The 26,087-nt window shown below is 65.9% G+C and carries 28 protein-coding genes and 4 tRNA genes; 21 read left to right on the plus strand and 11 right to left on the minus strand.

Annotated features, from left to right (window positions below):
- Position 1: 1 nt before the first annotated feature.
- From BLU67_RS02685 to purM, 4 genes are read left to right on the plus strand one after another with little or no spacing between them, the layout of a single operon-like run.
- Complete coding sequence (locus BLU67_RS02685; protein ID WP_092561740.1) at positions 2-388, plus strand: hypothetical protein; 387 nt, start codon at positions 2-4, stop codon at positions 386-388.
- Positions 389-1,933: an RNB domain-containing ribonuclease gene (locus BLU67_RS02690; RefSeq protein WP_092561742.1), complete on the plus strand. Its 1,545-nt coding sequence runs from the start codon at positions 389-391 to the stop codon at positions 1,931-1,933.
- Positions 1,934-1,943: 10 nt separating this feature from the next.
- Positions 1,944-3,428, plus strand: a complete 1,485-nt coding sequence (gene purF / locus BLU67_RS02695) for an amidophosphoribosyltransferase (RefSeq protein WP_092561745.1) — start codon at positions 1,944-1,946, stop codon at positions 3,426-3,428.
- Positions 3,418-4,539, plus strand: a complete 1,122-nt coding sequence (gene purM / locus BLU67_RS02700) for a phosphoribosylformylglycinamidine cyclo-ligase (protein ID WP_092561748.1) — start codon at positions 3,418-3,420, stop codon at positions 4,537-4,539. The genes purF and purM overlap by 11 nt, the downstream gene beginning before the upstream one ends.
- Positions 4,540-4,623: 84 nt before the next feature.
- Here the strand turns inward: purM and BLU67_RS02705 are convergent, their stop codons facing one another.
- Positions 4,624-4,809, minus strand: coding sequence for a DUF3073 domain-containing protein (locus tag BLU67_RS02705; RefSeq protein WP_092561751.1), 186 nt, complete (start codon positions 4,807-4,809; stop codon positions 4,624-4,626).
- Positions 4,810-5,111: 302 nt separating this feature from the next.
- On the opposite strand from BLU67_RS02705, the gene BLU67_RS02710 reads away from it, so the two are divergent.
- The gene (locus BLU67_RS02710; protein WP_092561754.1) at positions 5,112-5,336 is read left to right on the plus strand and encodes a BldC family transcriptional regulator; all 225 of its coding nucleotides are present in this window, start codon (positions 5,112-5,114) and stop codon (positions 5,334-5,336) included.
- A gap of 91 nt (positions 5,337-5,427) precedes the next feature.
- On the opposite strand, the gene BLU67_RS02715 is transcribed toward BLU67_RS02710, so the two are convergent.
- Together BLU67_RS02715 and BLU67_RS02720 are read right to left on the minus strand one after the other, a co-directional pair.
- Positions 5,428-5,772: a DUF3618 domain-containing protein gene (locus BLU67_RS02715; protein WP_092561757.1), complete on the minus strand. Its 345-nt coding sequence runs from the start codon at positions 5,770-5,772 to the stop codon at positions 5,428-5,430.
- Complete coding sequence (locus BLU67_RS02720; protein ID WP_092561760.1) at positions 5,769-6,215, minus strand: phage holin family protein; 447 nt, start codon at positions 6,213-6,215, stop codon at positions 5,769-5,771. Before BLU67_RS02720 ends, BLU67_RS02715 begins: the two co-directional genes overlap by 4 nt.
- Before the next feature lie 243 nt (positions 6,216-6,458).
- Between BLU67_RS02720 and BLU67_RS02725 the strand changes: the two genes are divergently transcribed.
- Together BLU67_RS02725 and BLU67_RS02730 are read left to right on the plus strand one after the other, a co-directional pair.
- Complete coding sequence (locus BLU67_RS02725) at positions 6,459-9,266, plus strand: ExeM/NucH family extracellular endonuclease (protein ID WP_176780673.1); 2,808 nt, start codon at positions 6,459-6,461, stop codon at positions 9,264-9,266.
- A 242-nt stretch (positions 9,267-9,508) separates the two neighbouring features.
- Positions 9,509-10,117 (plus strand): ankyrin repeat domain-containing protein, encoded by a 609-nt coding sequence (locus tag BLU67_RS02730; RefSeq protein WP_092561766.1) that lies wholly within the window; start codon positions 9,509-9,511, stop codon positions 10,115-10,117.
- A 54-nt stretch (positions 10,118-10,171) separates the two neighbouring features.
- Here BLU67_RS02730 and BLU67_RS02735 read toward each other — a convergent pair.
- From BLU67_RS02735 to BLU67_RS02745, 3 genes are all read right to left on the minus strand, one after another.
- Positions 10,172-10,244 (minus strand) — tRNA-Phe (locus BLU67_RS02735).
- A 44-nt stretch (positions 10,245-10,288) separates the two neighbouring features.
- Positions 10,289-10,362 (minus strand) — tRNA-Asp (locus BLU67_RS02740).
- Positions 10,363-10,389: 27 nt separating this feature from the next.
- Positions 10,390-10,462, minus strand: a tRNA-Glu gene (locus BLU67_RS02745).
- 162 nt (positions 10,463-10,624) lie between these two features.
- On the opposite strand from BLU67_RS02745, the gene BLU67_RS02750 reads away from it, so the two are divergent.
- From BLU67_RS02750 to BLU67_RS02780, 7 genes are all read left to right on the plus strand, one after another.
- Positions 10,625-10,990: a metallopeptidase family protein gene (locus BLU67_RS02750; RefSeq protein ID WP_092561769.1), complete on the plus strand. Its 366-nt coding sequence runs from the start codon at positions 10,625-10,627 to the stop codon at positions 10,988-10,990.
- Positions 10,991-11,013: 23 nt separating this feature from the next.
- The gene (locus BLU67_RS02755) at positions 11,014-12,573 is read left to right on the plus strand and encodes a mechanosensitive ion channel family protein (RefSeq protein WP_092561772.1); all 1,560 of its coding nucleotides are present in this window, start codon (positions 11,014-11,016) and stop codon (positions 12,571-12,573) included.
- A complete protein-coding gene (gene msrB, locus BLU67_RS02760; RefSeq protein WP_092561775.1) occupies positions 12,566-12,964 on the plus strand; it encodes a peptide-methionine (R)-S-oxide reductase MsrB in 399 nt (132 codons plus the stop codon). Before BLU67_RS02755 ends, msrB begins: the two co-directional genes overlap by 8 nt.
- Positions 12,965-13,771 carry an endonuclease/exonuclease/phosphatase family protein gene (locus BLU67_RS02765; protein WP_092561778.1) on the plus strand — a complete coding sequence of 269 codons (807 nt, stop codon included), beginning with the start codon at positions 12,965-12,967 and terminating at the stop codon, positions 13,769-13,771.
- On the plus strand, positions 13,768-14,673 hold the full coding sequence (locus BLU67_RS02770) for an EamA family transporter (RefSeq protein WP_261977007.1): 906 nt from the start codon (positions 13,768-13,770) through the stop codon (positions 14,671-14,673). The genes BLU67_RS02765 and BLU67_RS02770 overlap by 4 nt, the downstream gene beginning before the upstream one ends.
- Positions 14,674-14,772: 99 nt before the next feature.
- Positions 14,773-15,030 (plus strand): GlsB/YeaQ/YmgE family stress response membrane protein, encoded by a 258-nt coding sequence (locus tag BLU67_RS02775; RefSeq protein WP_092561781.1) that lies wholly within the window; start codon positions 14,773-14,775, stop codon positions 15,028-15,030.
- A gap of 119 nt (positions 15,031-15,149) precedes the next feature.
- Positions 15,150-16,001, plus strand: a complete 852-nt coding sequence (locus tag BLU67_RS02780; protein WP_092561784.1) for an aminotransferase class IV — start codon at positions 15,150-15,152, stop codon at positions 15,999-16,001.
- Here the strand turns inward: BLU67_RS02780 and BLU67_RS02785 are convergent.
- The 3 genes from BLU67_RS02785 to BLU67_RS02795 all read right to left on the minus strand — a co-directional run bounded on the left by BLU67_RS02785 (position 15,940) and on the right by BLU67_RS02795 (position 18,934).
- Positions 15,940-17,835 (minus strand): heavy metal translocating P-type ATPase, encoded by a 1,896-nt coding sequence (locus tag BLU67_RS02785; RefSeq protein WP_092561787.1) that lies wholly within the window; start codon positions 17,833-17,835, stop codon positions 15,940-15,942. The two genes, BLU67_RS02780 and BLU67_RS02785, sit on opposite strands and share 62 nt — an antisense overlap.
- 27 nt (positions 17,836-17,862) lie before the next feature.
- Positions 17,863-18,087 (minus strand): heavy-metal-associated domain-containing protein, encoded by a 225-nt coding sequence (locus BLU67_RS02790; RefSeq protein WP_092561790.1) that lies wholly within the window; start codon positions 18,085-18,087, stop codon positions 17,863-17,865.
- A gap of 109 nt (positions 18,088-18,196) precedes the next feature.
- Positions 18,197-18,934: a Crp/Fnr family transcriptional regulator gene (locus BLU67_RS02795; protein WP_092561793.1), complete on the minus strand. Its 738-nt coding sequence runs from the start codon at positions 18,932-18,934 to the stop codon at positions 18,197-18,199.
- A 54-nt stretch (positions 18,935-18,988) separates the two neighbouring features.
- On the opposite strand from BLU67_RS02795, the gene BLU67_RS12365 reads away from it, so the two are divergent.
- From BLU67_RS12365 to ptsP, 7 genes are all read left to right on the plus strand, one after another.
- Complete coding sequence (locus BLU67_RS12365) at positions 18,989-19,492, plus strand: SHOCT domain-containing protein (RefSeq protein ID WP_222842344.1); 504 nt, start codon at positions 18,989-18,991, stop codon at positions 19,490-19,492.
- A 12-nt stretch (positions 19,493-19,504) separates the two neighbouring features.
- Positions 19,505-20,296, plus strand: a complete 792-nt coding sequence (locus BLU67_RS02805) for an HAD hydrolase family protein (protein ID WP_092561796.1) — start codon at positions 19,505-19,507, stop codon at positions 20,294-20,296.
- A gap of 156 nt (positions 20,297-20,452) precedes the next feature.
- A complete protein-coding gene (locus BLU67_RS02810) occupies positions 20,453-21,304 on the plus strand; it encodes a PRD domain-containing protein (RefSeq protein WP_092561799.1) in 852 nt (283 codons plus the stop codon).
- Complete coding sequence (gene nagE, locus BLU67_RS02815; protein ID WP_092561802.1) at positions 21,301-22,884, plus strand: N-acetylglucosamine-specific PTS transporter subunit IIBC; 1,584 nt, start codon at positions 21,301-21,303, stop codon at positions 22,882-22,884. Before BLU67_RS02810 ends, nagE begins: the two co-directional genes overlap by 4 nt.
- Entirely contained in the window at positions 22,884-23,363 is a 480-nt protein-coding gene (locus tag BLU67_RS02820; RefSeq protein WP_092561805.1) for a PTS sugar transporter subunit IIA, read from the plus strand. The genes nagE and BLU67_RS02820 overlap by 1 nt, the downstream gene beginning before the upstream one ends.
- Before the next feature lie 13 nt (positions 23,364-23,376).
- Positions 23,377-23,634: an HPr family phosphocarrier protein gene (locus BLU67_RS02825; RefSeq protein ID WP_092561808.1), complete on the plus strand. Its 258-nt coding sequence runs from the start codon at positions 23,377-23,379 to the stop codon at positions 23,632-23,634.
- Positions 23,631-25,295, plus strand: coding sequence for a phosphoenolpyruvate--protein phosphotransferase (ptsP, locus tag BLU67_RS02830; protein WP_092561811.1), 1,665 nt, complete (start codon positions 23,631-23,633; stop codon positions 25,293-25,295). Before BLU67_RS02825 ends, ptsP begins: the two co-directional genes overlap by 4 nt.
- 78 nt (positions 25,296-25,373) lie before the next feature.
- Here ptsP and BLU67_RS02835 read toward each other — a convergent pair whose 3' ends face one another.
- Together BLU67_RS02835 and BLU67_RS02840 are read right to left on the minus strand one after the other, a co-directional pair.
- Entirely contained in the window at positions 25,374-25,895 is a 522-nt protein-coding gene (locus BLU67_RS02835) for an ABC transporter substrate-binding protein (RefSeq protein WP_092561814.1), read from the minus strand.
- A gap of 99 nt (positions 25,896-25,994) precedes the next feature.
- Positions 25,995-26,070, minus strand: a tRNA-Lys gene (locus BLU67_RS02840).
- Between the last annotated feature and the right edge of the window lie 17 nt (positions 26,071-26,087).

Below are 26,087 nucleotides of genomic sequence, written 5' to 3' on the forward strand. Positions count from 1 at the left end.
CATGGCCCCCAACCTCGGACCGCGCCGCGACCCGGGCCCCATCCCGCCCGTCGAACGCGCCAAGCTCGATGCGCAGCGGGCCGCGGCCAAGCGCCCGGAAGCCTCCGGCGCGAAGGGCGTGGAGGTCGTGCACCGGCGTGCCCCGCGCTACGGCCGGTTCATCCTGACGGGCCTGCTCGCCGGAGCGCTTCTCGCATTCGTCATCGCGCTCTTCACGCGCGGCTGGTCGGCGCTGTCCACGTCGAACACCTTCTGGCTGCTGCTCATCTCGCTCGGGCTCCTCGGCATGCTGGCCGGCTCCGTCATCGCCTACCTGCGCGATCGCGCCTCGCTCACCCACGTCGATGCCATGGTGGCATCGCCCGATGAGCCCGAAGGGCGCGCGTAGATGCCGCGGCGCCGCTTCCTCCTCACCGCTGAATCTGCGACGATCGACCGCGCGCTCGCCGAACTGCGAGCCGAGCTCGAGATCCGCGAGGATTTCCCCTCCGACGTGCTCGCCCAGGCACAGGACGCCGCCGCCCAAGGGCTGCCCGCGCCCGGCAGCCTCCCGGAGCACGGCCGTCCGAGCATCGCGCCCGTCGACATGCGCGAGCTGCCGTTCGTCACCGTCGACCCGCCGAGCTCGATGGACCTCGACCAGGCCGCCTACCTCACCCGCGGGTCCGATGCGGGCGAAGCGGGCTACACGATCTATTACGCGATCGCCTGCCTCGCGTTCATGGTGCGACCCGGCGGCCCGCTCGATACCGAGGTGCGCGAACGCGGCACGAGCATCTACGGCCCGGGCCACGTCATTGCCCTGCACCCCGAGGCGATCTCGGCGGATGCCGCCTCCCTGCTGCCAGGCGAGGACCGCCTCGCCTACGTCTGGCAGATCGGCCTGGATGCCGAGGGCGCGATGACGAGCTACAGCGTCCGCCCCGCGCTCGTGCGCAGTCGCGCGAAGCTCAGTTACACCGACGTCCAGCGGGCGCTCGACGGCGCCGGTGAGCTCGAGGGCGAGGTGCCCGCCGACTTCCCGCAGCTGCTGGAGCGCATCGGCCAGCTGCGCATCGCGCGCGAGGCGGCACGCGGCGGCGTCTCGCTCGACATCCCCGAGCAGGAGGTGGCCGAGAGTCCCGACGGCTATGTCCTTTCCTACCGCGCCAACCTGCCCGTCGAGTCCTATAACGCCCAGCTTTCGCTCGCCACCGGCATCGCGGCGGCGCGTATTATGCGGCGCGCCGGCACCGGCATCCTGCGCACGCTGCCCCCGGCCGAAGAGCGCGACCTGCGCCGGCTGCGGCACACCGCGCGGGCACTCGGCCTTTCCTGGCCGAGCGAGATGACATACCAGGACTTCGTGCGCTCGCTGTCCTCCGCCGACGCCGCCGCGGCTGCGTTCCTGAATGAGGCGACGACGCTGTTTCGCGGCTCGGGCTACCTCGCGTTTGCGGGCGGCGCCATCCTCGGCGAGGACGGCGAGGCAACCGAGCCACTGGGGGAGTCCCACCCGCACGCCGCCATCGCGGCGGAATACGCCCACGTCACCGCACCGCTGCGCCGGCTCGTGGACCGCTACGGCCTGGAGATCTGCGCCGCCGCCTGCGCGGGCGAGCCGATTGCGCCGTGGGCGGTCGAGGGGCTCGCGTGCCTGCCCGCCATCATGGCGCGCACGAGCCAGCTCGCCAGCCGCTATGAGCGCCGCGCGATCGACCTCGTCGAGGCGGCCGTGCTCTCCAGCCATATCGGCGAGACGTTCTCCGCGACGGTGATCGACGCGAGGAACGGCGGCGGCACCGTGCTGCTGCGCACCCCGGCCGTGCGCGGCCGCGTCGCGGGCGATCTCGCGCCCGGTACCCGCGTCACCGTGCGCGTGCGCGCCGCCGATCCGACGACGGGCACGATCGAGCTCGACGTCGTCGATGCGGACGCGGGCGGTGAGCACTAGAGCGGCGTCCATGTGGCAAACTGGACGCGTGCGACGCGGTGATCACCAGCCAACCCCTGCCCCGGCCGAGATTGCGGACGAGGCCCCGCCGCGCGACGAATGCGGCGTTTTCGGCGTCTGGGCGCCCGGCGAGGACGTTGCGCGCATGACGTATTTCGGCCTGTATGCCCTGCAGCATCGTGGCACCGAATCCGCGGGCATCGCCACGTGCGATGGCTCGACGATCCTCGTCTATAAGGACATGGGCCTCGTCTCTCAGGTTTTCGACGATCGCGCCCTGTCCTCGCTGAGCGGCCACATGGCCGTCGGCCACGTCCGCTATGCGACGACGGGCGCCTCGACGTGGGAAAACGCTCAACCGACCCTCGGTCCCACCCAGCACGGCACCGTCGCCGTCGCCCACAACGGCAACCTCACCAACACCGCCCAGCTCGCCGCGCGCGTGCGCGAGGAGTTCGGCGAGGACTTGCGCGGCGAGTTTGGCCGCGGCTCCACCACCGACACGGCCGTCATGACGGCGCTGCTGCGCGGCAGCGGCGCGGGCAGCCTTCAGGCCACGGCCTTAGAACTCCTGCCCACCCTGCACGGGGCGTTCTCCCTCGTCTTCATGGATGAACACACGCTGTATGCGGCGCGTGACAAGCACGGCCTGCGGCCCCTGGTCATTGGGCGCCTGTCCGGCGGCTGGGCGATCGCCTCGGAAACCGCGGCGCTCGATATCGTGGGCGCCTCCTTCGCGCGCGAGGTCGAGCCCGGCGAGCTCGTCATGGTCGACGAGGCGGGCCTGCGCTCCGTGCGCTTCGCCGAGGCCCAGCCCGCCGGCTGCATCTTCGAATACGTCTACCTCGCGCGCCCCGATACCCGCATCGCCGGTAGCTCAGTGATGGCCGCCCGCTCCCAGATGGGCCGCGCGCTCGCCGCCGAACACCCCGTCGAGGCGGATCTCGTCATCTCCACGCCGGATTCCGGCACCCCCGCCGCGATCGGCTACGCGCAGGCCTCCGGCATCCCTTTTGCCCAGGGGCTGGTGAAAAACGCCTACGTCGGACGCACGTTCATCCAGCCGACGCAAACGATTCGCCAGCTCGGCATCCGATTGAAGCTCAACCCGGTGCGCGAGGTCATTGCCGGCAAGCGCCTCGTCGTCGTCGACGATTCCATCGTGCGCGGCAACACCCAGCGCGCGCTCGTGCGGATGCTGCGCGAGGCCGGCGCCGCCGAGGTCCACGTGCGCATCTCCTCCCCGCCGGTGAAGTGGCCGTGCTTCTATGGCATCGACTTCGCCACCCGCGCCGAGCTCATCGCCAACGGGCTGTCCGTTCAGCAGATTCGCGATAACCTCGGCGCCGACTCGCTCGGCTATATCAGCCTCGAGGCCATGATCGAGGCGACGATGATCGCGCCGGACAAGCTGTGCACCGCCTGTTTCACCGGGAACTACCCGGCCTCCACGCCTGAGGACTTCACCGCAAAGGACGCCGCCCATGAGCACTGAGAACCCCGACGCCCCGCAGCTGACCTACGCCGAGGCCGGCGTCGATACCGCCGCCGGCGATAGCGCCGTCGAGCTCATGAAGGCCGCCGTTGCAGGCACCCACGGCCCCAACGTCGTCGGCGGCTTCGGATCCTTTGCCGGGCTCTTCGACGCGAGCGTCCTGGCCGGAATGCGCCGCCCGCTGCTTGCCACCTCCACCGATGGCGTCGGCACCAAGGTGGAGATCGCCCGCCGCCTCGACAAGCACGACACCATCGGCCAGGACCTCGTCGGCATGGTCATCGACGACATCGTCGTCATCGGTGCGCGCCCCCTGTTCATGACGGACTACATCGCCTGCGGCTCGGTCGACCCCGAGCGCATCGCCGCGATCGTCGGCGGCATCGCGCGCGCCTGCCAGGCCTGCGATACGGCGCTCATCGGCGGTGAGACGGCCGAGCATCCGGGTCTGCTCGGCCCCGACGAATACGACATTGCGGGCGCCGTCACCGGCGTCGTCGAGGCTGACGCCATGCTCGGGCCCGACCGCGTTGAAGAGGGCGATGTCGTCGTTGCCCTGGCCGCCTCCGGCTTGCATTCCAACGGGTACTCGCTCGTGCGCGCCACCCTGGAGGCCGCAGGCGTCGGGCTCGGGGAGCATCACGAGGACTTCGGGCGCACCGTCGGCGAGGAACTCCTGGAGCCGACGCGGCTGTACGCGCCCATCTGCCTGCCGATGCTCGAGCGGATCGAGGGCATCCACGCCCTGTCTCACATCACCGGCGGGGGACTGGGCGCCAACCTCTCGCGCGTCCTACCCGAAGGCCTGCGGGCCCGCGTCATCCGCTCCGCCTGGCAGGTTCCGCCCGTCTTCACCGCCGTGCACACCTGGGGCAATGTCCCGCTGGCGGACCTGGAAAACACGCTCAACATGGGGATCGGCATGGCCGTGGTGTGCACCCCCGATGCCGTCGACGAGGTCCAGGCAATGGCCTCGGAGCAGGACTGCGATTCGTGGGTGCTCGGCGAGATCGGCTCGGATAACGATCCCATCGAGGGTACGCACATCTCGGGCGTCAAGGGCGTGGCCGGGGGCAGCGTCGAGCTCCTGGGCGATTACCGCATGTCCTAGGTTCTTTAGGCACGACGAAAACCCGGATGGCCCCAGGCCCTCCGGGTTTCGTTGTTGAGTAGGAAACTCCCGCGCTACCGCACGCTAGCGATAGTCGCTCCAGTCATCATCCGTGGCTGGAGGGATCTCGTACTCGTCGTAATCAGCGGACTCTTCACGTCGCTTTGACGATAATTCTCGTTCCAAAGCTGCGTAGTCGGTCTCCGGGCTGAAGTACTTCAGCTTGCGGGCAACCTTCGTCTGTTTGGCCTTTTGACGGCCGCGCCCCATGGCGTGACCCCCTCCAACGTCGATGCGGGGCGGCATCCAAGCGGATGCGGCCCCTTGGTTCAGTCATATCTGGTGCCATAACCGTACAATGTTTGCGCCCGCATTGCTATTCGCCATCCAGATAACGAGCTGCCAAAGCGGCGGAAAGACGCGAAATGGTGGGCGAAATTTTTCTTCGTCTGCTGCGCCACTCTTTGGCTGTCGGTGATGCCGATTTGGGCGGTTGTGGGACTATGGGCCCGCGAAACCCGCGCGGGTGCTGCCTAGCCTTGACTCAAGTGTTTGGCGAAGGAGGTCCACCGATGAACTCGGGTGAACTCATGAGCGAAACCATGCTGACACCGGGCGAGGTCGCTCGGCTGTTTCGCGTCCGCGCAAAAACCGTGGCACGGTGGGCGGACGAAGGAAAACTCGGCGTCATTCGGACTGCCGGGGGTCATCGCAGGTTTCGCTTAAGCGAGGTTGAAGAACTCATGCGGCGATGTGGCTCGCTGCGCGAGGACGAGCACCTCGATTTTCCCCACTAGCCACGCCAGCCTCCATCCAGCTGCTCCGATAAACGGTGATCGCCCCGACGAATTCTCGTCGGGGCGATGCCGTATCAGGGGGGGTCGGGCGCTACTTCTTGAACGCCAACCCGATCAGCGCTGCCGCGCCGGCGACCACGACGCCAGCGAGAGCGATCGTCTTCGGGTCCCCGCGCTTAACGTCCTCGACGAAGACCTTGGCGTGCATCGAGGCGTCCTCGGCGAGCAGCTTGGCCTGCCGGCTAGCGTCATCGGTGAGGGAGACCGCAGCCTTGGAGGCATCGTTCGCGACCGACATGATGCCGGCCTTCGCGCTTTCAATGCCGGCGCGCGGGCTCACGCGGTCCGCGAGGGCGTTGACGGAGTCGGAGAGTTCTTTGCGGCGCTTTTCCAGATCAGCCTTGATCTGATCCGCGGAGCGCTTGTCCTCGCTCATGAGTGCAGTCCCTTCTTCACAGCTTCGACGTTCTTCTTCATCCCGCCCACGGGATCGGGGCTCGTGACATCTTTTGCATCTTGCAGCTTCTTGTAGCCAATGAAACCGATGATGGCAGCGATGATCACGAGGATGAGGCCAATGATCAGTGCCGAGAGCCACAGCGGCACCGCGTTCGCCAGGCCGTGGATCGCCGAGTAGAGCAGGACCGGCACGGCATACAGCGCGATTAGGACGCCCGCTGCTGCGAGCATTCCGCCACCGGCACCGAGCTTGGAGACCTTCTCGGTGAGCTGGGTCTGCGCTAGTTTGATCTCGTCTCTCACGAGGGTGGAAAAGTTCTCGGAAATATCTGCGACGAGCTCCCCGATGGACTTCTTTGCCTCCGGGCGAGGTGCGGCGCTCGATGTACCGACTGCAGGATCTGTTCCCTTAACACTCACGTGGGCCACTCCTATGTTCGGGTCGCGAAAGCTGTGCTCTTCCTATCTTTGCCGGTTTGGGCCTCGGATGCACGTTCAATGGTGGGCTGAGACCTATCGCCCACTTACCAGGCAGAGTCATCGGGTTCACCCAAAGTTTGATTCCGTGTGTTTACAATCGGCAAGAGGTTAGCCAATCACGTGTACTCACGTGAGAACGGCATTTTCCTCTCGTACCAGTCCGATCCTCAGGAGTTACCACCCGTGAGACACCACCGAACTGCGCTCGCGTTTGCCGCGGCCGCCTCACTTGCCCTCCCTGTGGGCTTGGCGACCGTTCCCGCGACTGCAGCCCCCTCTTCTGACCTCATTATTTCTGAGGTGTATGCCCGCGGCGGTTCAACGAATCAGCCCTACAAGAACAAGTTCATCGAGCTCTACAATGCCAGCGACAGCGCCATTGACCTGTCCGGCAAGTCGGTGCAGTACCGCTCCGCCACCGGGACGAGTGTTTCCGGAGTGACCGCGCTGTCGGGCGTCATTCAGCCTGGCGGCGTTTTCGTTGTTGGGGCCGGCTCAAATGCCGCCAACGGCGAAGAAACTCCGGTCGATCTGCCCGGCACGCTGAATCTGAGTGGCACCAATGGCGTCGTCATTCTTGCCGAAGGCACCGAGCGGGTTAACGTGCCCGCCAAATCCGTGGTCGTCGATGAGAACATCATTGATCTCGTCGGCTACGGAACTGCCAACGCCTTCGAAACAGCGGCCGCGACCTACACCGGCTCGAATTCCACCCCCGGCGCGATTGCGCGCACGAATTCGACGGATACCGACGATAACTCCGCTGACTTCACCTTTACCGCCGACGTGACCCCCGGCACCGTGCCGTGGGGCGATCCGGTTGACCCCACCGATCCGCCGGTTGACCCGACGGACCCGCCGGTCGATCCGACGGACCCGCCGGTCGACCCCGAGGTCCCGGAAGTGAAGATCTCCGAGATTCAGGGCACCGGTTCGGTGACTCCGCTGGATGGCAAGGTCGTGAAGACCTCTGGTGTGGTGACGGGAACGCACTTCACTGGCGGTTTCAACGGCTTCTACCTCATGGATGAGAACGCCAAGACCGAGGCTCGCACCGCAGGTGACGCGTCCGATGGCATCTTTGTCTACACCGGTCCCAAGGGCCTGGACGTCACGATCGGCGACCGTGTCACGCTGACCGGTACGGCAGGGGAGTACTACGAGCTGACCCAGCTGTCGAACCCAACCCTCGTGGAAAAGACCGCGGGTCAGCCGCTTAATCCGATCCCGTTCACCTTCACGGACAACGCTGATGTGCGCGAAGCCTACGAGTCGATGCTCGTGGCGCCGCAGGGTGATTACGTGGTGTCGGATAACTACACGGACCTCACCAACTATGGTTCGCTGAAGCTCGCCTACGGAACCTCTCCGATCGTCCACCCGGGCGAGCTCTTTAACCCGGTCTCACAAGCAGCCGAGTGGAAGAAGCAGGATGATCTGAAGAATTCGCTGACGATCACCCTCGATGACGGCAAGTCGACGAACTTCTCGCGCGTCACCGACGAAGCTATCTCCTACATCGAGGTGGGCGGCGATGCCCGCATCGGCGCCCCGGTTGCGTTCAAGGACTCTGGAGTCCTGCTGGACTACCGCTTCAACGCGTGGAACTACCAGCCGACGCAGCCAGTTGACGGCAATGACCGGTCGACTGAACCGGTGACCTTCACCAATACCCGCACCGCAGCTCCGGAAGCCGTGGGCGGTAAGGTCAAGCTGGCCTCGTTCAACGTGCTGAACTACTTCAACGACCTCGGTGAGGACGAGGCCGGATGCGAGTTCTACAAGGACCGGGAAGGCAACCCGACGACGGCGAACCGCTGCACCGTGCGCGGCGCCTACTCGGCGGCAGCGTTTGAGCGTCAGCAGGTCAAGATCGTTGCGGCGATCAACAAGCTGGGTGCGGACGTTATCGCGCTGGAAGAGATCGAAGCGAACTCGGCCGTTGACGCGTCCAAGGATCGCGACGAGGCACTTGCCAACCTGGTGGCCGCGCTGAACGCGGATGCGGGCGCTGGCACGTGGGCATTCGTTCCTTCCCCGGCCACCGTGCCGGCAGGCGACGACGTCATTCGCACGGCCTACATCTACAAGCCGGCCGCAGTAAAGCCGGTGGGAGAGTCCAGGATTCTTGATGACGGAGCGTTCCACAACGCCCGCAAGCCCCTTGCCCAGAACTGGCAGATCCTCGGCGTGGAGGCCGGCGAAAACGACACCGTGCAGGACTCCTTCACGACGGTCGTCAACCACTTCAAGTCCAAGGGCTCGGGCGTCGATGATGGCACCAACCAGGGCAACGCCAACCCGGACCGTATCGCTCAAGCCAAGGCGCTAGCGGCCTGGATGGCGAGCGAAGAACTCCCGGTCTTCCTGCTGGGTGACTTCAACGCTTACACCAAGGAAGACCCGATGCAGGTCCTCTACGGTGCCGGTTACACCGATCTCGGTGATCACTTCGACCTTTCCAAGACCTACCTCTTCGGTGGTCAGGTTGGCTCTCTCGACCACGTCCTCGCCGATAAGTCAGCGCTGGAGATGGTCACCGGAGCCACCGTCTGGAACATCAACTCGGTCGAGTCGATCCTGCTCGAGTACTCGCGCCACAACGCGAACATCAAGGATCTGTACGCACCCGACCAGTACCGTTCGTCGGACCACGACCCGGTGATCGTTGGCATCAACCCGATTGTCATTAAGGGAGAGGATCCCGATCCGGAGCCCACGCCTGGCCCGACGGAGCCGACGCCCGGTCCCACGGACCCGACGCCCGGTCCCACGGACCCGACGCCTGGCCCGACCGAGCCGACCGCGCAGCCAACCGATCCGGGCGACAAGCCCACGATTGAGCCTCCGGATGCGGGTAAGCCGGGAGAACCGGGCCTACCTGGTAAGCCGGGGCTGCCGATCACGGGCGCCGAGATCGTTGGAATCGCGCTGCTCGCACTGGTCCTCATCGGTGCCGGCATCGTACTCATCCGCCGTCGCACCCGCTAAGGACGCGGCGTAGGAGAAACGAGAAGAGGCGGCCACGGATTGATTCCGTGGCCGCCTCCTTTCCATTCCAAGCGCGTTTTCATGTCCCCGAGCGTAAGAAGACCTCCGTCCCACCCATTTTTGCGGTTGCTAGGGGAGGAATGGAGAGAACGGGAAAAGGCGATTGCACCGATGTCTCCATAACCTCACCGATCGCTCAGCTTGCGAGTTGCGAGGCCACGTCGGAAAGGACTCCATCAGCTATGAGTACGAAAAGCGCTAGTTCCGAACCTCTGCTGACTGCGGCCCAGAGCGGTGATGTGGCGAGCGTCGCGGACCTTATCTCGAGCGGAGCAGATCTAGAGGTGCGAGATTCAGCTGGGCGCACGCCGCTGCTCCTTGCTGCCGCCAACGATCACGTTGACGTCGCCAAGCAGCTCATCGCCGCGGGAGCTGATCCGAACGCCGTCGATGATCAACGCGATACACCCTGGCTCGTGACGGGCGTGACCGGCTCGGTCGAAATGGTCGAGGTGCTCGCCGCGGCCGGGGCCGATCTCTCGCTGACGAACCGCTATGGGGGAGTCTCGGTGATTCCCGCGAGCGAGCGCGGGCACCTCGACTACGTTCGCTGGGTCCTTGCCAACACCGAGATCGACGTTAACCACGTGAACAATCTCGGGTGGACGGCGCTACTGGAAGCCGTGATCCTGGGCGACGGTAGCGACACCTATCTCGAGGTGGTCCGAGCGCTGCTGGCGGGCGGCGCTGATCCAGCACTGGCCGACGGCGACGGCGTCACGCCGCTGCAGCACGCGTCATCGCGCGGGTATGAGGAGATCGCCGCGGCGCTGAAGGCGGCTGGGCAGTAAGCCGGCGCCAATAGGCAAAGCGAAACGCCCCTGGAAAGCCAGGGGCGTTAGGCGTGGCTCCGACCGGCGTCGATCCGGTGACCTTCCGATTTTCAGTCGGACGCTCTACCAACTGAGCTACAGAGCCCGTGAACACAATCACCCGGTGCGTGACCGGGTGAATCGTGATCGCGACCCCGACGGGACTTGAACCCGCGACCTCCGCCGTGACAGGGCGGCGCGCTAACCAACTGCGCTACGGGGCCTCATGGTGGTGAGACCTATAGTACTCGTACCCCCAACGGGATTCGAACCCGTGTTACCGCCGTGAAAGGGCGGCGTCCTAGGCCACTAGACGATGGGGGCCAGTTCGGGTCCGACGCTCGCTAGCGGGCTCCGAGACCTCGATTAGCATACGCGGAAACTGCCGGTGAATGCAAAATCGGTAGGGGGGTGTTTCCCCTCACACCTCGCGTGCGGCGCGATAGCCTGGCAGCCAGGTACACCCCGCAGGCGACAAGGAGAGCGATGGCCATCGAGGACGATCTCACCGACGAGGAGTTTGAGGCGCTCGTCGAGGACGGGTTGCAGCTCATCCCGGGCGAACTGCTCGATCTGCTCGACAACGTCGCCATCATCGTCGAGGATCACCCGCCCGCCGATCTGCCGCCCGACACCCTCGGGCTCTATGAGGGAGTGCCGCTGACCGAACGCGATGACGGCTGGGCCGCCGGCGCGCTGCCCGATCGCATCTTCATCTATCAGCGGCCCCTGCTCGCCATGTGTGATTCGCGCGCGGAGCTCGTCGACGAGGTGGCGATCACGGTCATCCACGAGATCGCGCATCATTTCGGGATCGACGACGAGGCGCTGGCCGCACTGGGGTGGGACTAGCGCGGGCGGCTAGCCTTAGAGGCATGGTTGTGTTCGAAACTCCGACGCCGACGGAAGAAGCGACCGAGGCCGCGATCGATATTTTGACGCTCCTCGGTTTCGCCGGGATCGGCGCCGCTGCGGCGGTGCTCGTCGCGATCCTCGTAGGGGTCATCGTCCGCGTCGTAGCTAAACGCCGGCCGGGGCTTTCCGCGCTGTCCAAGCACGCGCGCCGCCCCTTCCAGGCGGCACTGCTCGTCATCGGCATCTGGTTTGGTGTTCTCATCCCGACGACGGGCTCCGCCGGCAAAGTCTGGCGCCTGCTGTTCAACCACGTCTGCATTCTGCTGCTGATCGCCGCCCTCGCGTGGCTGCTGATCTCGGTGATCGCCGCGATCGAAGACATGGTCGTGAGCCACCAGGCACGTTCCTCCTCCCCGCGCCACACCGCGCGCGTCAAGACGCAAATGCAGGTGCTGCGGCGGGTGGGTTCCGCCGTCATCGTCATCTGTGCGCTCGCGGGCGCGCTGCTGACCTTCGATGGGGCGCGCGCGATCGGGGCCTCGCTGTTCGCCTCCGCCGGCATCATCTCCGTCGTCGCCGGTCTTGCCGCCCAGTCGAGCCTCACGAACGTTTTCGCTGGCATGCAGATCGCGTTCTCCGACGCCATCCGCGTCGATGACCTCGTCTCGATCAACGGCCAGCTCGCCACGATCGAGGAGATCACGCTCACCTACGTCGTCGCGCGCACCTGGGATGACCGCCGGCTCATCCTGCCCTCGACGCGCTTTACGACCGAGCCGTTTGAAAACTGGACGCGGCTCGAACCTAAACTGCTCGGCACGGTCGAGCTCGACGTCGACTGGCTCGTGCCCGTGGAGGCGCTGCGCGCCGAACTCATGCGGATCGTCAGCGAGTCCGACCTGTGGGACGGCCGCTCCTGCGGCCTGCAGGTCACCGACGCCACCGAGGCGCGCATCCGGCTGCGGGCCGTCGTCTCGGCCGACAGCTCCGGCGCGCTGTGGGACCTGCGCTGCACCGTGCGCGAGCAGCTCGTGCACTGGCTCGTTGCCGAAGCCCCCTACTCCCTGCCGCGCACACGCATCGAGCCCGAGCCCTACCAGGCCCCGAGCTTTGAGGAACGCGAGAAGTTCAACGAGCAGATGCGCAAAGCCTGGGAGGCGGAGGAAAAGAAGCGCGAGCGCGACAAGGACGACACCCTGGAGCTGCTCGATTTCGCCGTCAAGACCGAGGACGAGCACAAGCGCAAGCTGCGCCAGGAGGCGGCTCGGCGGGCCCGGCGCCGCGCCGAAAAGGCGGACCGGCGAGCCGCCAAGCTCGACCTGCGCAAGCTCGGGCCGACGGCCTGGCGCGAGCCCGTGCCCAGTGCGGATGCGACGCGCGTGTTAACAGAGGACGATGTGAAGTCCCTGCACGATGCGCTCGGCGAGGCTCAACCCACGACGGCCAACGACCGGTTGTATTCCGGTTCGAAGGACGCCGAGGAGCGCGCCGAGCGCATGAAGGGCCCCTCCAAGGAGGAGATGGCCGAGCGGGAAGAGACGGCAGAGCGCCGTCGTAAGGAAGGACACGAGCATGACTGATCCCGTCAACAAGACCGATGAGCAGTGGCGCCAGGAGCTGAGCGACCTGGAATACCACGTCCTGCGCGAGGCCGGCACCGAGCGGCCCGGCACCGGCGAGCTGCTGCACGAAAAGCGCGAGGGCATCTACTCCTGCCGCGCGTGCGGCGCCGAGCTCTTCCGCTCCGATACGAAGTTCGACGCGCACTGCGGCTGGCCCTCCTTCTACGATCCGATCAACTCCGCGGCCGTCACGACGCGCGAGGACCGCTCCCACGGCATGGTCCGCACCGAGGTCACTTGCGCGCGCTGCGGCTCCCACCTCGGCCACGTCTTTCCCGACGCGCCGCACACCCCCACCGGCGAGCGCTACTGCATGAACTCGGTCTCGCTGAGCTTCGAGGCGGAATAAGTGCGGATCGCGACGTGGAACATCCAGGCCGGGCGCGGCGCTCGCGGCAGCATCTATGCCGGCGGCGACGTCACGGGCGATAGCCTGGTGCGCCTAGCTGAGACGATCGCCGAACACGAGATCGACGTCATCGCGCTGCAGGAGGTTGATCGCTTCCAGGAGCGCACCTCGCGCCTGGACCAGACCGCGATCATCGCCGAGGCGCTCGGCGCGGCCGACGCGCGCTTTGTGCCGCACTACATCGGCCAGGCGGGCTCGCTGCGCCTGCCGCCGCCGCGGCTATTTTCGGGTACGCCCGGCTTCGGCGTCGCGATCATCTCGCGCCTGCCGGTCGTTTCTTGGCATGCCCGGCGCTTCCCGCTGCGGCTGCCCAAGATCCAGTTCTCCTCCGTCGGCGAGCACCTGTGGAACCGGCTGCGCATCTACGACACGACGCGCTCGCTGCTCGCCGCCACGATCCGCGAGGGCGACGCGCTCGTCTCGCTCGCCAACCTGCACGCCCCCGCGGCCGCCGATGTCGCGCGCGCCCAGCAGATCCAGGCCGCGCACTCGCTGCGCTTCCTGCCCGGCACGCGCATCCTCGCGGGCGACTTCAACGTCGGCCCATCCGACGTCGCCGCCACCCTGCCGGGCACCAACCTCGTGACCGCGCCAACGTTCCCCAATCCGAACGCCGCGAGCCAGATCGATCACCTCATCGCCGACACGCCCGTGACCTGCGGCGGCGCCCACGTGTGTCAGATGCCGTTTTCCGATCACTGCCTCGCGTGGGCCGATATCGCCCCGAGCCAGGCAGCCGGGCAGTGAAGCGCGCGCGGGCTGCCGGCGCATCGGGGGCGCTCGCACCCGCGCTCTTCATCGCCCAGGGCTTCACCCAGTACATCGGCGCTTCGCTCGCCGTTGTCCTGTTCGCCCTCATGCCCGCCACGACGGTCGCGTGGTGGCGCCTCGCCGTCGCCGCCGTCGTCCTACTTGCCTGGCGCCGCCCGTTCGGCGCGCGCGTGAGATGGTCCCGACGCGATATCGGCCATGCCGCCCTGTTTGGATTCTTCCTCGCGACGATGAATATCCTGTTCTACCTCGCGATCGCCCGAATCCCGATGGGCCCCGCCGTCGCCCTCGAGTTCACCGGTCCCGTCCTCGTCGCGGCGCTCGCGGGCCGCGGCTGGCGGGATCGAACCGCCATCGCCCTGGCCGCGCTCGGGGTTCTGGCGATCGGCGGGCTCGGGCTGGACCGCAGCGAGCCGGGTGTCATCGGCGGCATCCTGTTCGCGCTCGCCGCCGGGGTGGCCTGGGCGCTGTACATCGTCATCGGGCGCTCGCTCGCGACCTCGCGGCAGGCCGCGGCCCCCAATGGGCCAACGGGCATCGATTCGCTCGCCCTGGCCATGGCCGTCGGCGCGCTGATCTATCTACCGATGGCCGCCACGACGATGTCGCCTGCACTTGCGAGCTGGCAGAGCTTCCTTGCCGTCGTCGGGGTCGCGATCCTGTCCTCCGTCTTTCCCTACGCCATCGATCAGGTCAACTTCGGGCGGCTGTCGGCCTCCGCCTTTGCCATCCTCACGGCCCTGTTGCCGGCTACCTCGGTCATCGTCGGGGCCATCATGCTGTCCCAGATCCCGAACGTCTTTGAACTGATTGGTCTCTTTTTTATCTCAATTGCCGTCGCACTTACCGGCAAACGCCGCGAAAACTCGGCATCCTAGCCGTTGGAAGTGATCTGTTTAACTCCATAGCGCGTGCAAAGCTGAACAACCTGTGCAACGGTTGTAGTGTCAACAAACCCTCAGTTAGGAGAATCCATCATGATGCATCTTCTGTGGACCCTCATCATCGGCGCCATTTTCGGTGCCCTCGCTCGACTGTTCATGAAGGGCGACCAGGGCCTCTCGGTTCTCTGGACGATCATCCTCGGCGCCCTGGGTGGCGTCGCCGGCGGCTGGCTCGCCAGCGAAGTCTTCGGATGGGACGGCAACTTTGCCTACATCCTGTTCGGAATCCTGATGTCGATCCTGTTCATCTCGATCTTCCTCATGGTGACCCGCGGCTCCAAGCGCGTCTAAGACACGCAGCCGAAAACACGTCACGCGGCCCGTCTGCCCTTCGGGGGAGGCGGGCCGTTTGGCATATTCGATGCGCCTAACGACATCCCGCGCCGCGGGCTTTGCGGCACGATAGAACCATGGCAACGACGCAGCGAATCTGGTTCAACGGCTCCCTCGTTACTGACCCGACGCAGGGAATCATTTCTCCCATCGACCACGGCCTGGTCGTCGGCGACGGGGTGTTCGAAGCGCTCAAGGTGGAGGCCGCCGGAGCGTTCGCGGTCACCCGGCACCTGGAGCGCCTGTCGCGCTCGGCCGCTGCGCTTGGGCTCCCCGAGCCCGACCACGATGCTTGCCGGGCCGGAATTGATGCGGTGCTTGCGGGGCGCGAGTGGGAACTCGGCAAGATTCGCATCACGCTGACCGGGGGAGCGGGACCGCTGGGTTCCGGCGCGGCCTGGGGGCCCGGCACGCTCATCGTCGCGGCCGAAGCCGTCGATCCGCCCGCGCCCGAGACGAGGATCATCACCCTGCCGTGGACGCGGAATCTATCGGGCGCGATGACGGGGGTGAAGACGACGTCCTATGGCGAAAACGTGCGAGGCCTGGCCTTTGCCGAGGAGCGCGGTGCCACCGAAGGCATCTTCGCCAATACCTCCGGCTACCTCGCCGAGGGGACCGGCTCGAACATTTTCCTCGTCTTCGGCGACCAGGTGGTCACGCCGCCACTGACCGCCGGGATCCTCGATGGTGTGACGCGCGCGCTCGTGATCCGCTGGTGGAATGAGCAGGCCGCGCTCGAGGTAGTCGAGCGCGACCTGAGTGTGGTCGAGGCGCAGCAGGCCGACGAAGTCTTCATCACCTCCTCCACCCGCGACGTGCAAGCGGTCACGAGCTGGGACGATCACGACTTCCCGGCCGGGGACGTCACCCGTGCTGTAGCGCAGTGCTTCGCGGCCGGCTGGCAGGCCGAGCTGGATCCGCGCTAGCAGGGCCGGCGTGCTGTGAATCGGTAAGCGTCGGGCGCAGCAGCGCCATCGCGATGAGGAGCACGAGGAGGACCGAGCCCTCGTGCACGAGCATGCCGAGCGACATCGTCACGCCCCCAAGGATCACGCCCGCCACGAGGAGCGCGACGGTCACGAGTGCGATCGCGATGTTGACGCGCATCGTTGTCACGGTGCGTCGTGCCAGGCCGAGCGCATAGGCCAGCCGTGGCAGCCGGTCGGCCATGAGCGCGATATCGGCGGTTTCGATCGCTGCGGGGGAGCCGGCGGCGCCCATCGCGACCCCGATATCGGAGGCCGCGAGCGCGGGCGTATCGTTCACGCCATCGCCGATCATCGCCACGGTGTGTCCCGCAGCCTGCAGCTCGGCGACGATCGCCAGCTTGTCCTCGGGTAGCAACTCCGCTCGCACCTCGTCGATACCGAGGCTCGTGGCGACGCTATGCGCCACGCGCTGCGCATCGCCCGTCGCCATGACGACGCGGATGCCGCGCTCATGCAGGGCCGCGATCGCTGCCGCGGCATCGCTGCGAACAGTATCCGCGACGGCGATGACACCCACCGCGCGGCCCTGCAGACCGACGAACATCGCCGTCTTGCCCTCCTGGTGAAAGCGCTGCAGCTGCCCGCCGTCGGCCGCCTCGGTGAGCAGCGCGGCGGACCCGACGCTCACGCGCGCGCCATCAACCGTGGCGATAATGCCCTTGCCCGTGATGTTCTCGGCGGAATCCACGAGCGCGACCGCAAGGCCGCGCTCGCGGGCCCCGGCGATGATGGCCTCGGCGAGCGGATGCTCCGAGGCGGTCTCGGCGCGCGCCGCGAGTAGCAGGATCTCATCGCTCGACAGCGCCGGATCGAGCGAGACGACGTCGGTCAGCACGGGCCGGCCGTTCGTCAGCGTCCCGGTCTTATCGACGACGACGGTATCGACGCGCGCGGCCGTCTCCAGGTATTCGCCGCCCTTGATGAGCACACCGTCCTTGGCCGCGCGGCCAATTCCCGCGACGATCGAGACCGGAATCGAGATAACGAGCGCCCCCGGGCAGGCGATGACGAGCAACGTGAGCGCGAGCTCGATATCGCGCGTGATGGCGCCGACAAGGAGCGCGGCCACGATGACGCCGGGGGTGTACCAGCGCGAGAACCGCTCCAGGAAGGTCTGCGTCTTCGCTTTATCGTCCTGGGCCTCTTCCACCCGGTGGATGATCGAGGCGAGCGTCGAATCCGAGCCGATCGCGAGCGCCTCGACCTGCAGCACGCCGCTGCGCAGCCACGTTCCGGCATAGACCTGCGCCTCGGGCGCTTTCTCGGCCGGGAGCGATTCCCCGGTGATGCTCGATTCGTCAACGCCGCCGCGCCCGGAGAGCACCCGCCCGTCGACGGGGATCTGCTCGCCATTGCGCACGAGCACCGTGTCGCCGACGCGAAGCTCCCACAGCGCACGCGTGACGGGCTCACCGCCCCGCAGCACCGTCGCGGTCTCGGGCGCCGATTCCACGAGGTCGCTCAGCGCCCGGCGGGTGCGGCTCATCGTCGTGCGCTCCAGGGCCTTGCCGAGCGCGAACAGGAACGTCACGGCCGCAGCTTCCCAATAGTTATGGATGAACAGGGCACCGGTAGCGGCGACGACGACGAGCAGGTCGATCGAGATCATCCGGACGCGCAGTGCCTGCAGCGCCGAGAGCGCGATCTGCCAACCGGCGACGATGGCCGCCGCGATCATGAGCGCATCGCCAACGCCGCTTGGCGCGAGGAAGGACAGGATAATCAGGGCACCCGCCACCCCCGTCGTTCGCCAGGTTGTCCACTTCCGCATCTCGATCCTCCGATCCGTGTCGCGCGCTTAGATCGCCGACGGTTTGGCGCTGTAGCCGATCTCCGCGACGGCGTTCAGCAGGTCGCGCACTTCGACGCGCTGCGGGTCGTGCGTCACGAGGATCCGGCCGGAGGAGAATTTCACTTCCGCCTCGCTCACACCATCGAGCGAGGTCAGCTTGGTTTCGATTTTCGCGATGCAGCTGGGGCAGGAGAGTTCATCGGAGCGAAGAGTCGTTGTCGTGGAGGCCATGTCAGCCACGTCCTTTCGGGTGAGTGCGCCGCCACCGTGGCGGCTCACTTCGACGATAGGAAGGGCGAGCGCACGCGTCCTTGACCTAGATCAATGAGCGGCGAATTGCTTAGGAGGCGGCCAACTCGGCAAGGGCGTCGCGGTCGGTGATGGCGATCCACTCGCGGCCAGAATCGATCGTGCCGGCGGCTTTCATCTTCGCGAGCGTGCGGGAGGCGGACTCGATGGTCGTGCCGGCCATGCCCGCAATGTCCTCGCGCCGCAGCCGCACCTGCAGTAGCCGCGAGCCGTCGTGCCGGCTGTCCCCGAACTTCGCATCGAGGTGGGCGAGCGTGGCGGCGACCCGCTGCTCGACGCTCGTCGTGGCCTGCGCGGTTTTGCGGGCGCGCGAGCGAGCCAGCTGCTCCTGCTGCATCCGCATGATGGCGAGCGCAATCGTCGGATAGCGCTGCACGACGGTCTCGAGCGCCGTCGCCGGCAGGTAGAGGGTGCACGAGGTCTCCATCGCCCAAGCCGACTCCGTCGCGGGACTCGCGAAGGTGTGCAGCGGGCCGATGATGTCGCCGGGGCCAGCAATGTCGACGGTGACCTCGCGGCCATCAATCGTGTCCTTCGTGATCCGCACTCGCCCGGCGACGACCATGAGCGTGCCGTGAGCCTGCTCGCCCGCCAAGATGAGCGGATCGCCGGCCGCCCAGCCGAGCGCCGTGAGGTAGCGGTCGAGATCGAGGTGATCCTCTCGGCTCAGCGCGCTCGTCAGGGGCGAGCGGGCAAGGACCTTCAGCCGGACCTCCAGGGAGCACTCGTGCGGGTGCGCGCAGCTGGAGCGGACGGGGTTGCGGGCCATGCCCTCATGCTAGCCCCGGCGGCTATGGTGGAGCGTAGAAGGAAGGCTGGGCAGATGAGCGAGCAACCGCTAATGGAGTTCGATAGCCACATTGCGGGAAAGAACGCGATGGTGCGGGTTTTTCCTGACCGCGTGGAGTGGAAGAAAACGGGCGTGATGTCGACGGGTGCGAAGGCGGCGCTCGGCACCGTGACCGCGGGGATGTCGCTGCTTGCGACGGGCATTCGCGGCAAGTCCGACACCCAGGTCGTCGTCATCGACGCCATCACTTCGGTGACGAGCCAGAAGTCGGGAATGCTCAAGTACGTCGTCGGCATTCATACCGCGGCCGGTGAGATTACGATGCGCTGCAGCAAGGCTGAGGCCGCGCAATTCAAGGATCTCATCGTGCGCCTGAAGGCGGGCGAGCGCCCCCACATCCCGCCGGCCCCACCCCAGCCGGCTCCCCCTACCGATGTGATGGATCAACTGCGAAAACTCGGTGAGCTTCGCGACGCAGGCGTCCTCACCGAGGCGGAGTTTGAGGCGAAAAAAGCAGACCTGCTCGGCCGACTCTAGCGAGGAGAATCAGTGAATGAACGCGTCGCCCTGCTCGATGTCGATGGCACGTTGCGCGTCAAGGACGCGTGGAATCCGGGCGCACTCGAACTCATCGACGACCTGCATCGCGCGGGCATCCACGTCGCGCTGTGCTCGGGCCGCACCACCGGATCGCTGACTTCGATCGTCAAGGACATTCCGCACGTGGAATTCCTTGCCAGCAGTAGCGGCGCGACGGTCCTGCAGCGCCGCGACGGACAATGGCACGTCCTGCAGCACACGCCGGTCCCGCGGCCCGCGGTGGACCGGGCACTGGCGCTCGCGACGGAGCAGGGCATCGAGGTTTGGGGTTTTACCCCGCGTGAATGGCTGATCGAGCGGTGGTCGCCACGCTCGCGAAACGAGATCCGTCACATCAACGACGAGGCCCGCACCGCGACGCTTGCCGAGTTCGCCGATGACTTCGGCAAAATACTGCTGCTGCCACGAACCCAGCGGGAAGAGGCAGCCGTGCGCGAACTCGGACGGATTAAGGGAGCGGTCGTCGTGAACTCCGGCGGCGACTACACCGACCTCATCTCCGAAAGCGCCCACGAGACCAAGGGCGGTGCAGCGATCCTGCCCGCCCTGAACGCCGAGTGGGATGACGTCATCTCGATGGGGGACAGCGAAAACGATCACGGCATGCTGCAGCGGGCGGGCCTCGCGGTGTGCATGGCACCCCTGACGCTCGAGGCGCTCGGCGAGAATCGCGATGGCGCGATCCGCCTCAATGCGGCCACAACCGAACAGGCGCGCGAGCTGCTAGCACGCTATATTTAAGCAATCTCACACTTTCTTGCCCAAAATGGTTGCCTTTGTTCGAATTGTGTTGATAAGGTGCGCTTAGTAAGTTATCCAGTCCGGGAGTAACTGTCCGCAGGCTTTACCGGTTCGGCATTGCTTGGCATGCCGTGAACCGCTCAGTGAGGAGTACCTGTGGAACGGACACCACGCCGCGTGCTTCGCGTCTTGAGCAATAACGCAGTTCTTACTCGCGATTCCGGTGGAGAGATCGTTCTTGTTGGACGCGGAATAGGATTTGGTCGCCAGGTTGGCGACCTCATTGACGAGTCCGCAATCCAGCAAAGCTACGTCGAGCTCGATCCCGAGCGCGTCCAAATGATCAATTGGATTTCCTCGCTCGGTCCGACCGCCGCCGATGCCATCTCCCGGTCGATTGACCTTGCCACCGATGAGCTCGGGGAGCTTCATCCAGCCGCCTACGTGCTCCTCATGGACCACATCGCCTTCGCTGTCCAGCGTGCCGAAAGTGGCGAGACAATCGAAAACCCGCTGCTACCGCAGATCAGGGAAATGTTTCCCGAAGAGTTCGCCACCGCCCAGCTTCTCGTGCGTGATCTCAATGAGGCCTTCGCCGTGCAGCTACCCGATGCCGAAGCCGCCTACATCGCCCTGCACCTTAATGCGGCCCGCGCCGGTGAGCCCGTCAAACAGCCGCTGCAGCGCGCCAACCGCCTCGCGGGCATCGTGAACGATGTCGCTCGAATGCTCTCGGTGGGCGATGAGTCCACGCTGGAAGTGATGACCCATGATCTAGTGGCGCTGCATCGGCGCCTGAATACCACGCAGCCGCGCGAGAACGACGTGGCCGCCGTGATCCGTCGGATGCTTGGCCCCGATTACGAGATCGCGGCCCATATTCTTACTCGCCTCCTCGGCGAGAAGTCTGTACCGAGGGCCTTTGAGGGCGAAGCCGCCTACCTCGCAGTACAGGTACATGGTTGGCGAATGGAGCGCCAATCACCATCAGGGAAGGAAACAAGATGAGCATCATGCAGGGCCTGCAACGGCTCGGAAGGGCCCTTATGGGCGCGGTGGCAGTCATGCCGGTCGCCGCGATCCTCATGGGCATTGGATACTGGATCGATCCGACGGGATGGGGCGCCGACAACGTTGCGGCCGCAATCCTCATCACCTCCGGAGGCGCGGTCCTCGATAACCTCGGCTGGATCTTCGCGATCGCGATCGCCTTCGGCCTGGCCAAGGATTCCAACGGTGCTGCGGCGCTGTCAGGCTTCATCGGCTACGCCACCGTCACGAAGCTCATTGGTGAAAAGGCTGTTGCCGGCTACCAGGGCGTCGATTACGAAAACCTCGAGGGCGCCGCAAAGCTCGAATGGGTTTCCCATGGTTGGGGAGCCGTCAACGATAAGAACGTCCTCATCGGTATCCTCGTCGGTATTCTCGCCGCCTGGGTCTACAACCGCTTCCACAAGACGAAGCTGCCCGATGCACTGGCATTCTTCTCCGGCCGCCGCCTCGTGCCGATCATGACCGCCCTGCTGTCGATCGTCCTTGCCGGTATCCTGTACTTCGTGTGGCCCTTGCTGTACAACGGCCTGTTTAACTTCGGTCAGTGGATCCAGGGCATGGGTGCCCTGGGCGCCGGCATCTACGGTGTCGTGAACCGCCTGCTCATCCCGACCGGCCTGCACCACGCACTGAACTCGATCTTCTGGTTCGATGTCATCGGCATCGATGACATTGGCAACTTCCTGCGCGGTGGCGAAACCATTGCTGCTGCTCAAGCTGCCACCGACGCCACCAGCTGCCCCGGCAACTGGACCGGCACCTCCTGTGACGTAGTTGGCGTGGTTGGCCGCTACCAGGCCGGCTTCTTCCCAATCATGATGTTCGGCCTGCCGGCCGCTGCCCTCGCGATGTTCCTGCGCGCCGATTCCAAGCGCAAGAAGACCGTTGGCTCCCTCATGTTCGCGGGCGCCCTGGCCTCCTTCTTCACCGGCGTGACCGAGCCCCTCGAGTTCGCCTTCATGTTCGTTGCCCCGCTGCTGTACGTCGTGCACGCGATCCTGACCGGTATCTCGGTTGCTGTCGCCGCTGCGATGAACTGGACCGCCGGCTTCGGCTTCTCGGCAGGCTTTGTCGACATGTTCCTGTCGGCTCAGAACCCGCTGGCGAACAAATGGTGGATGCTGCTCGTTCAGGGTCTCGTCTTCGCTGCGATTTACTTCGCTGTCTTCTACTTCCTCATTCCGCTGTTCAACCTCAAGACCCCGGGTCGCGGCGACGAGGTGGAAGCATCCGATGACGGAACCGTTGCCGATGACGATTCTTCGGCAGTGGCCCGTCAGGTCATCGCTGGCCTGGGTGGAGCGCAGAACATCGACACCCTCGATTACTGCGCGACCCGCCTGCGCACCGTCGTGAAGGATCCCTCGCTCGTCAATGAAGCGGAGATCAAGAAGGCTAAGGTTGCGGGCCTCATCCGTCCGTCGAACAAGGCTGTCCAGGTCGTTATTGGCCCCCACGTCCAGTTCGTCTACGACGCGGCCGCCGACCAGCTGAAGGGCAGCGAGGCATCGCTGCACGGTGAGCAGGAAATCTGATGGTATTCGGATTTGGCAAGAAGAAGGTCGAACTGCGCGCACCCTTTGCGGGCGAGCTCGTCGCACTAGTCGACGTGCCGGATCAGCTCTTCTCCGAGAAAATGCTGGGAGACGGGTTTGCCATTCGGCCGGCCAAGGACGTTGAAGTCGTCGAGGTGGTTGCTCCCTGTGCGGGCAAGCTCAGCCGCGTCTTCAACACCAAGCACGCGTTCGCGATGGTCTCCGATGAAGGTCTGGAGATCCTCGTGCACATCGGTTTGGAGACCGTCGAGCTGGCGGGCGAGGGCTTCGAGGCCCTCGCCGCCACCGGCGATCACGTCGAGGCTGGCCAGCCGGTCATCCGGATGGACGTCGCCGCCGTGCGCGCCAAGGGCCTCGACCCGGTCACCCCGGTCGTGTGCACCAAGGCCGCCCAGGTCGCCAAGATGACCGTCGACGAAAGCGATGACGTGCCGGTGTGCATCGTCACCCTCAAGTGAGAGGATCACTCCTATGATCAGCAGAACCGCAACGATTGGAGCCAAGTCGGGGCTCCACGCGCGCCCTGCCGCGCTCTTCGTGAACGCCGTGAACGACTCCGGAGCAGAGGTGACGATTAGCTTCGATGGCAACGAGGCTGACGCCTCCAGCCTGCTCGAGGTCATCACGCTCGGCGCGGAACGGGGCGATGAAGTCACCCTGATGGCAGAGGACTCCGCGGCCAGCGTGCTCGATGAGCTCGTTGAACTGCTGAGCCGGAGTGAGGCATGAGCTCATCGCTCACCCTGCACGGGATCGGCGTGTCCGTAGGCTCGGCCTACGGGCCCGCCGTCCCGGTGCGGCCGGCCCCCGGAATCAATGAGAGCGAGCCCGGCTCGAGAGACCCGCAGGCCGATGGGCAGCGCATTCGCGATGCCCTGCGGGAGGTCTCCGATGAGCTCATGTCGCGCGCTGAAAACGCGAGCGGCGAAGCCAAGGACGTCCTGCTCATTACGGCGCAGCTTGCGACGGACAAGGGCCTCGTGAAGTCGGTTGACAAGCTCCTTGCTCAGGGTCGCGGCGTCACCGCGACGGTGCACGAGGCGATCGAGTCCTACGTGGACAAGCTCGCCCTGCTCGGCGGGTACATGGCGCAGCGAGCGACCGACCTAAGCGACGTGCGCGATCGCATCATCGCGGTCTTGCGCGATCTGCCCGCGCCGGGTGTCCCGACGATGACCGAACCCGGCATCATCGTCGCGAACGATCTGGCGCCGGCCGAGACTGCCGTGCTGAAACCGGAACTCGTTCAGGGCATCGTCATCTCCGGTGGCGGTCCCACGAGCCACACGGCAATCATCGCCGCGAGCCTTGGCATTCCCGCAGTCGTTCAGGCCGCGGGCATCGAGGACTTGGATAGCGGCGAGCTCATCGCACTCGATGGCGGCACCGGCGAGGTGATTCTGCGGCCGAGCGAGGCCCAGCAGGCTGAGTTTGCCGAACGACAAGAGCGCCGCCTCGCGGCTGCCGCCGCCTATTCCGGCCCGGGAGCCACCTCCGATGGGCACCCGGTCGCGTTGCTCGCAAACATCGGGAACCCCGATCAAGCGCTGCTTGCCGCGGGTCACGACGTCGAAGGAGTGGGCCTGTTCCGCACGGAATTCATGTTCCTGGACCGGCAGGACCCGCCGAGCCGCGAGGAGCAGGCCAAGGCCTACACGAGCGTGCTCGAAGCCTTCGAGGGCCGACGCGTCGTCATTCGCACGCTCGATGCGGGCGCCGATAAGCCGCTCGCCTTCGCTGATCTCGGCGAGGAAGATAACCCCGCGCTCGGTCGTCGTGGCATCCGCCTGACGCGCGTGCGCGAGGAACTCCTCGACACCCAGCTCGATGCGCTCGCCGACGCGTACCAGGCGACCAATGCCGATGTGCGCATTATGGCCCCGATGGTGGCAACGCCCGAGGAAGCCCAGTGGTTCGCGGCCAAGGTTCGCGAGCGCGGCATACCCAGCGTCGGAATCATGATCGAAACGCCGGCCTCCGCGCTGTGCGCTAGCGACGTCGTTGCCGGTCTCGATTTCGCGTCGATCGGCACGAACGATCTCACCCAGTACACGATGGCGGCCGACCGGATGCAGGGCGAGCTCGGAGACCTCCTCAGCGCCTGGCAACCTGCCGTCCTGCGGATGATCCAGCTCGCCTGCGAAGGTGCCGACGATGCCGGTGCCACGATCGGGGTGTGCGGCGAAGCGGCGGGTGACCCGCTGCTCGCGCTCGTTCTCGTGGGCCTTGGCGTCTCCTCGCTGTCGATGGCTCTCACACGCGTGCCCGAGGTGCGCGCGGCCCTCGCTCAGCACACGCTCGCCGACTGCCAAACCATCGCCACGGCCGCGCTCGCGACCACCAGCGCGACGGGGGCCCGGCAGGCCGTATCCGAGCACGCATCGATCTGACCCCGAACCCCCAGCAGCGGGCGGCGGCGAGCACCAAGTGTGCAGCCGCCGCCCGCTTTGTGCTCGGGCTAAGGGTAGCTACGAGCCAGGGGTAACCGAGCTCAACGCTGTTCGCAGTTGGTCTAGCGCCCAGGCGCGGCTGCGCGCGCTCGGGTCGTTGATCGCCTGCACCAAGGTCATATCGCCCACGACTGTCGCCCCGGTTTTCACCTGCCGGAGCTCGCCGTAGCCGGGCGTGGATTCCATGTCCTGCGCGGTGCCTTCGTGGGGATAGATGAGCATGAAATCTGCCTCGAGGGTGGCGATATTCTCCGCCGAGACGATGGCCCGCCCAGAGCGCTGCGGGAGCTGCGTTACCGCGTCGGGAAACCTCATCCCCAGGTCATAGAAGAACGAGTTTCCGGGCTCTTTTGGATCAACGACGACGCCGATGCCGCGAGACTTGATGTACTGCGCGAGGACGCCGCTCGCGCCCGCAAGCTGGGGCCTCTCGCGCTTCGCGCTTTCAAACAGGGCGGCGTCCTCGGCGATGACCGTCTCCGCCTCGGCGCTCTTGTCAAAGACCTTGCCTTTGACCTCGCTGCGTTTGTGACGGTCGATCCGGTCACGGCAGGGCCACTAATCGTTCCGCAGTAGCGCTTGCAGTGAAAAACCCCGAACCGGGCAGTTCGGGGTTTGTCGATATGGCGGAGAATTAGATGGTGGGCCCCGTGGGGATCGAACCCACGACCCGCGACTTAAAAGGACGCTGCTCTGCCAACTGAGCTAGAGGCCCGCGATATGACAGTGTAG

It is taken from the genome of Bowdeniella nasicola (assembly GCF_900107735.1).
In the GTDB taxonomy this organism is placed as follows: domain Bacteria; phylum Actinomycetota; class Actinomycetes; order Actinomycetales; family Actinomycetaceae; genus Bowdeniella; species Bowdeniella massiliensis.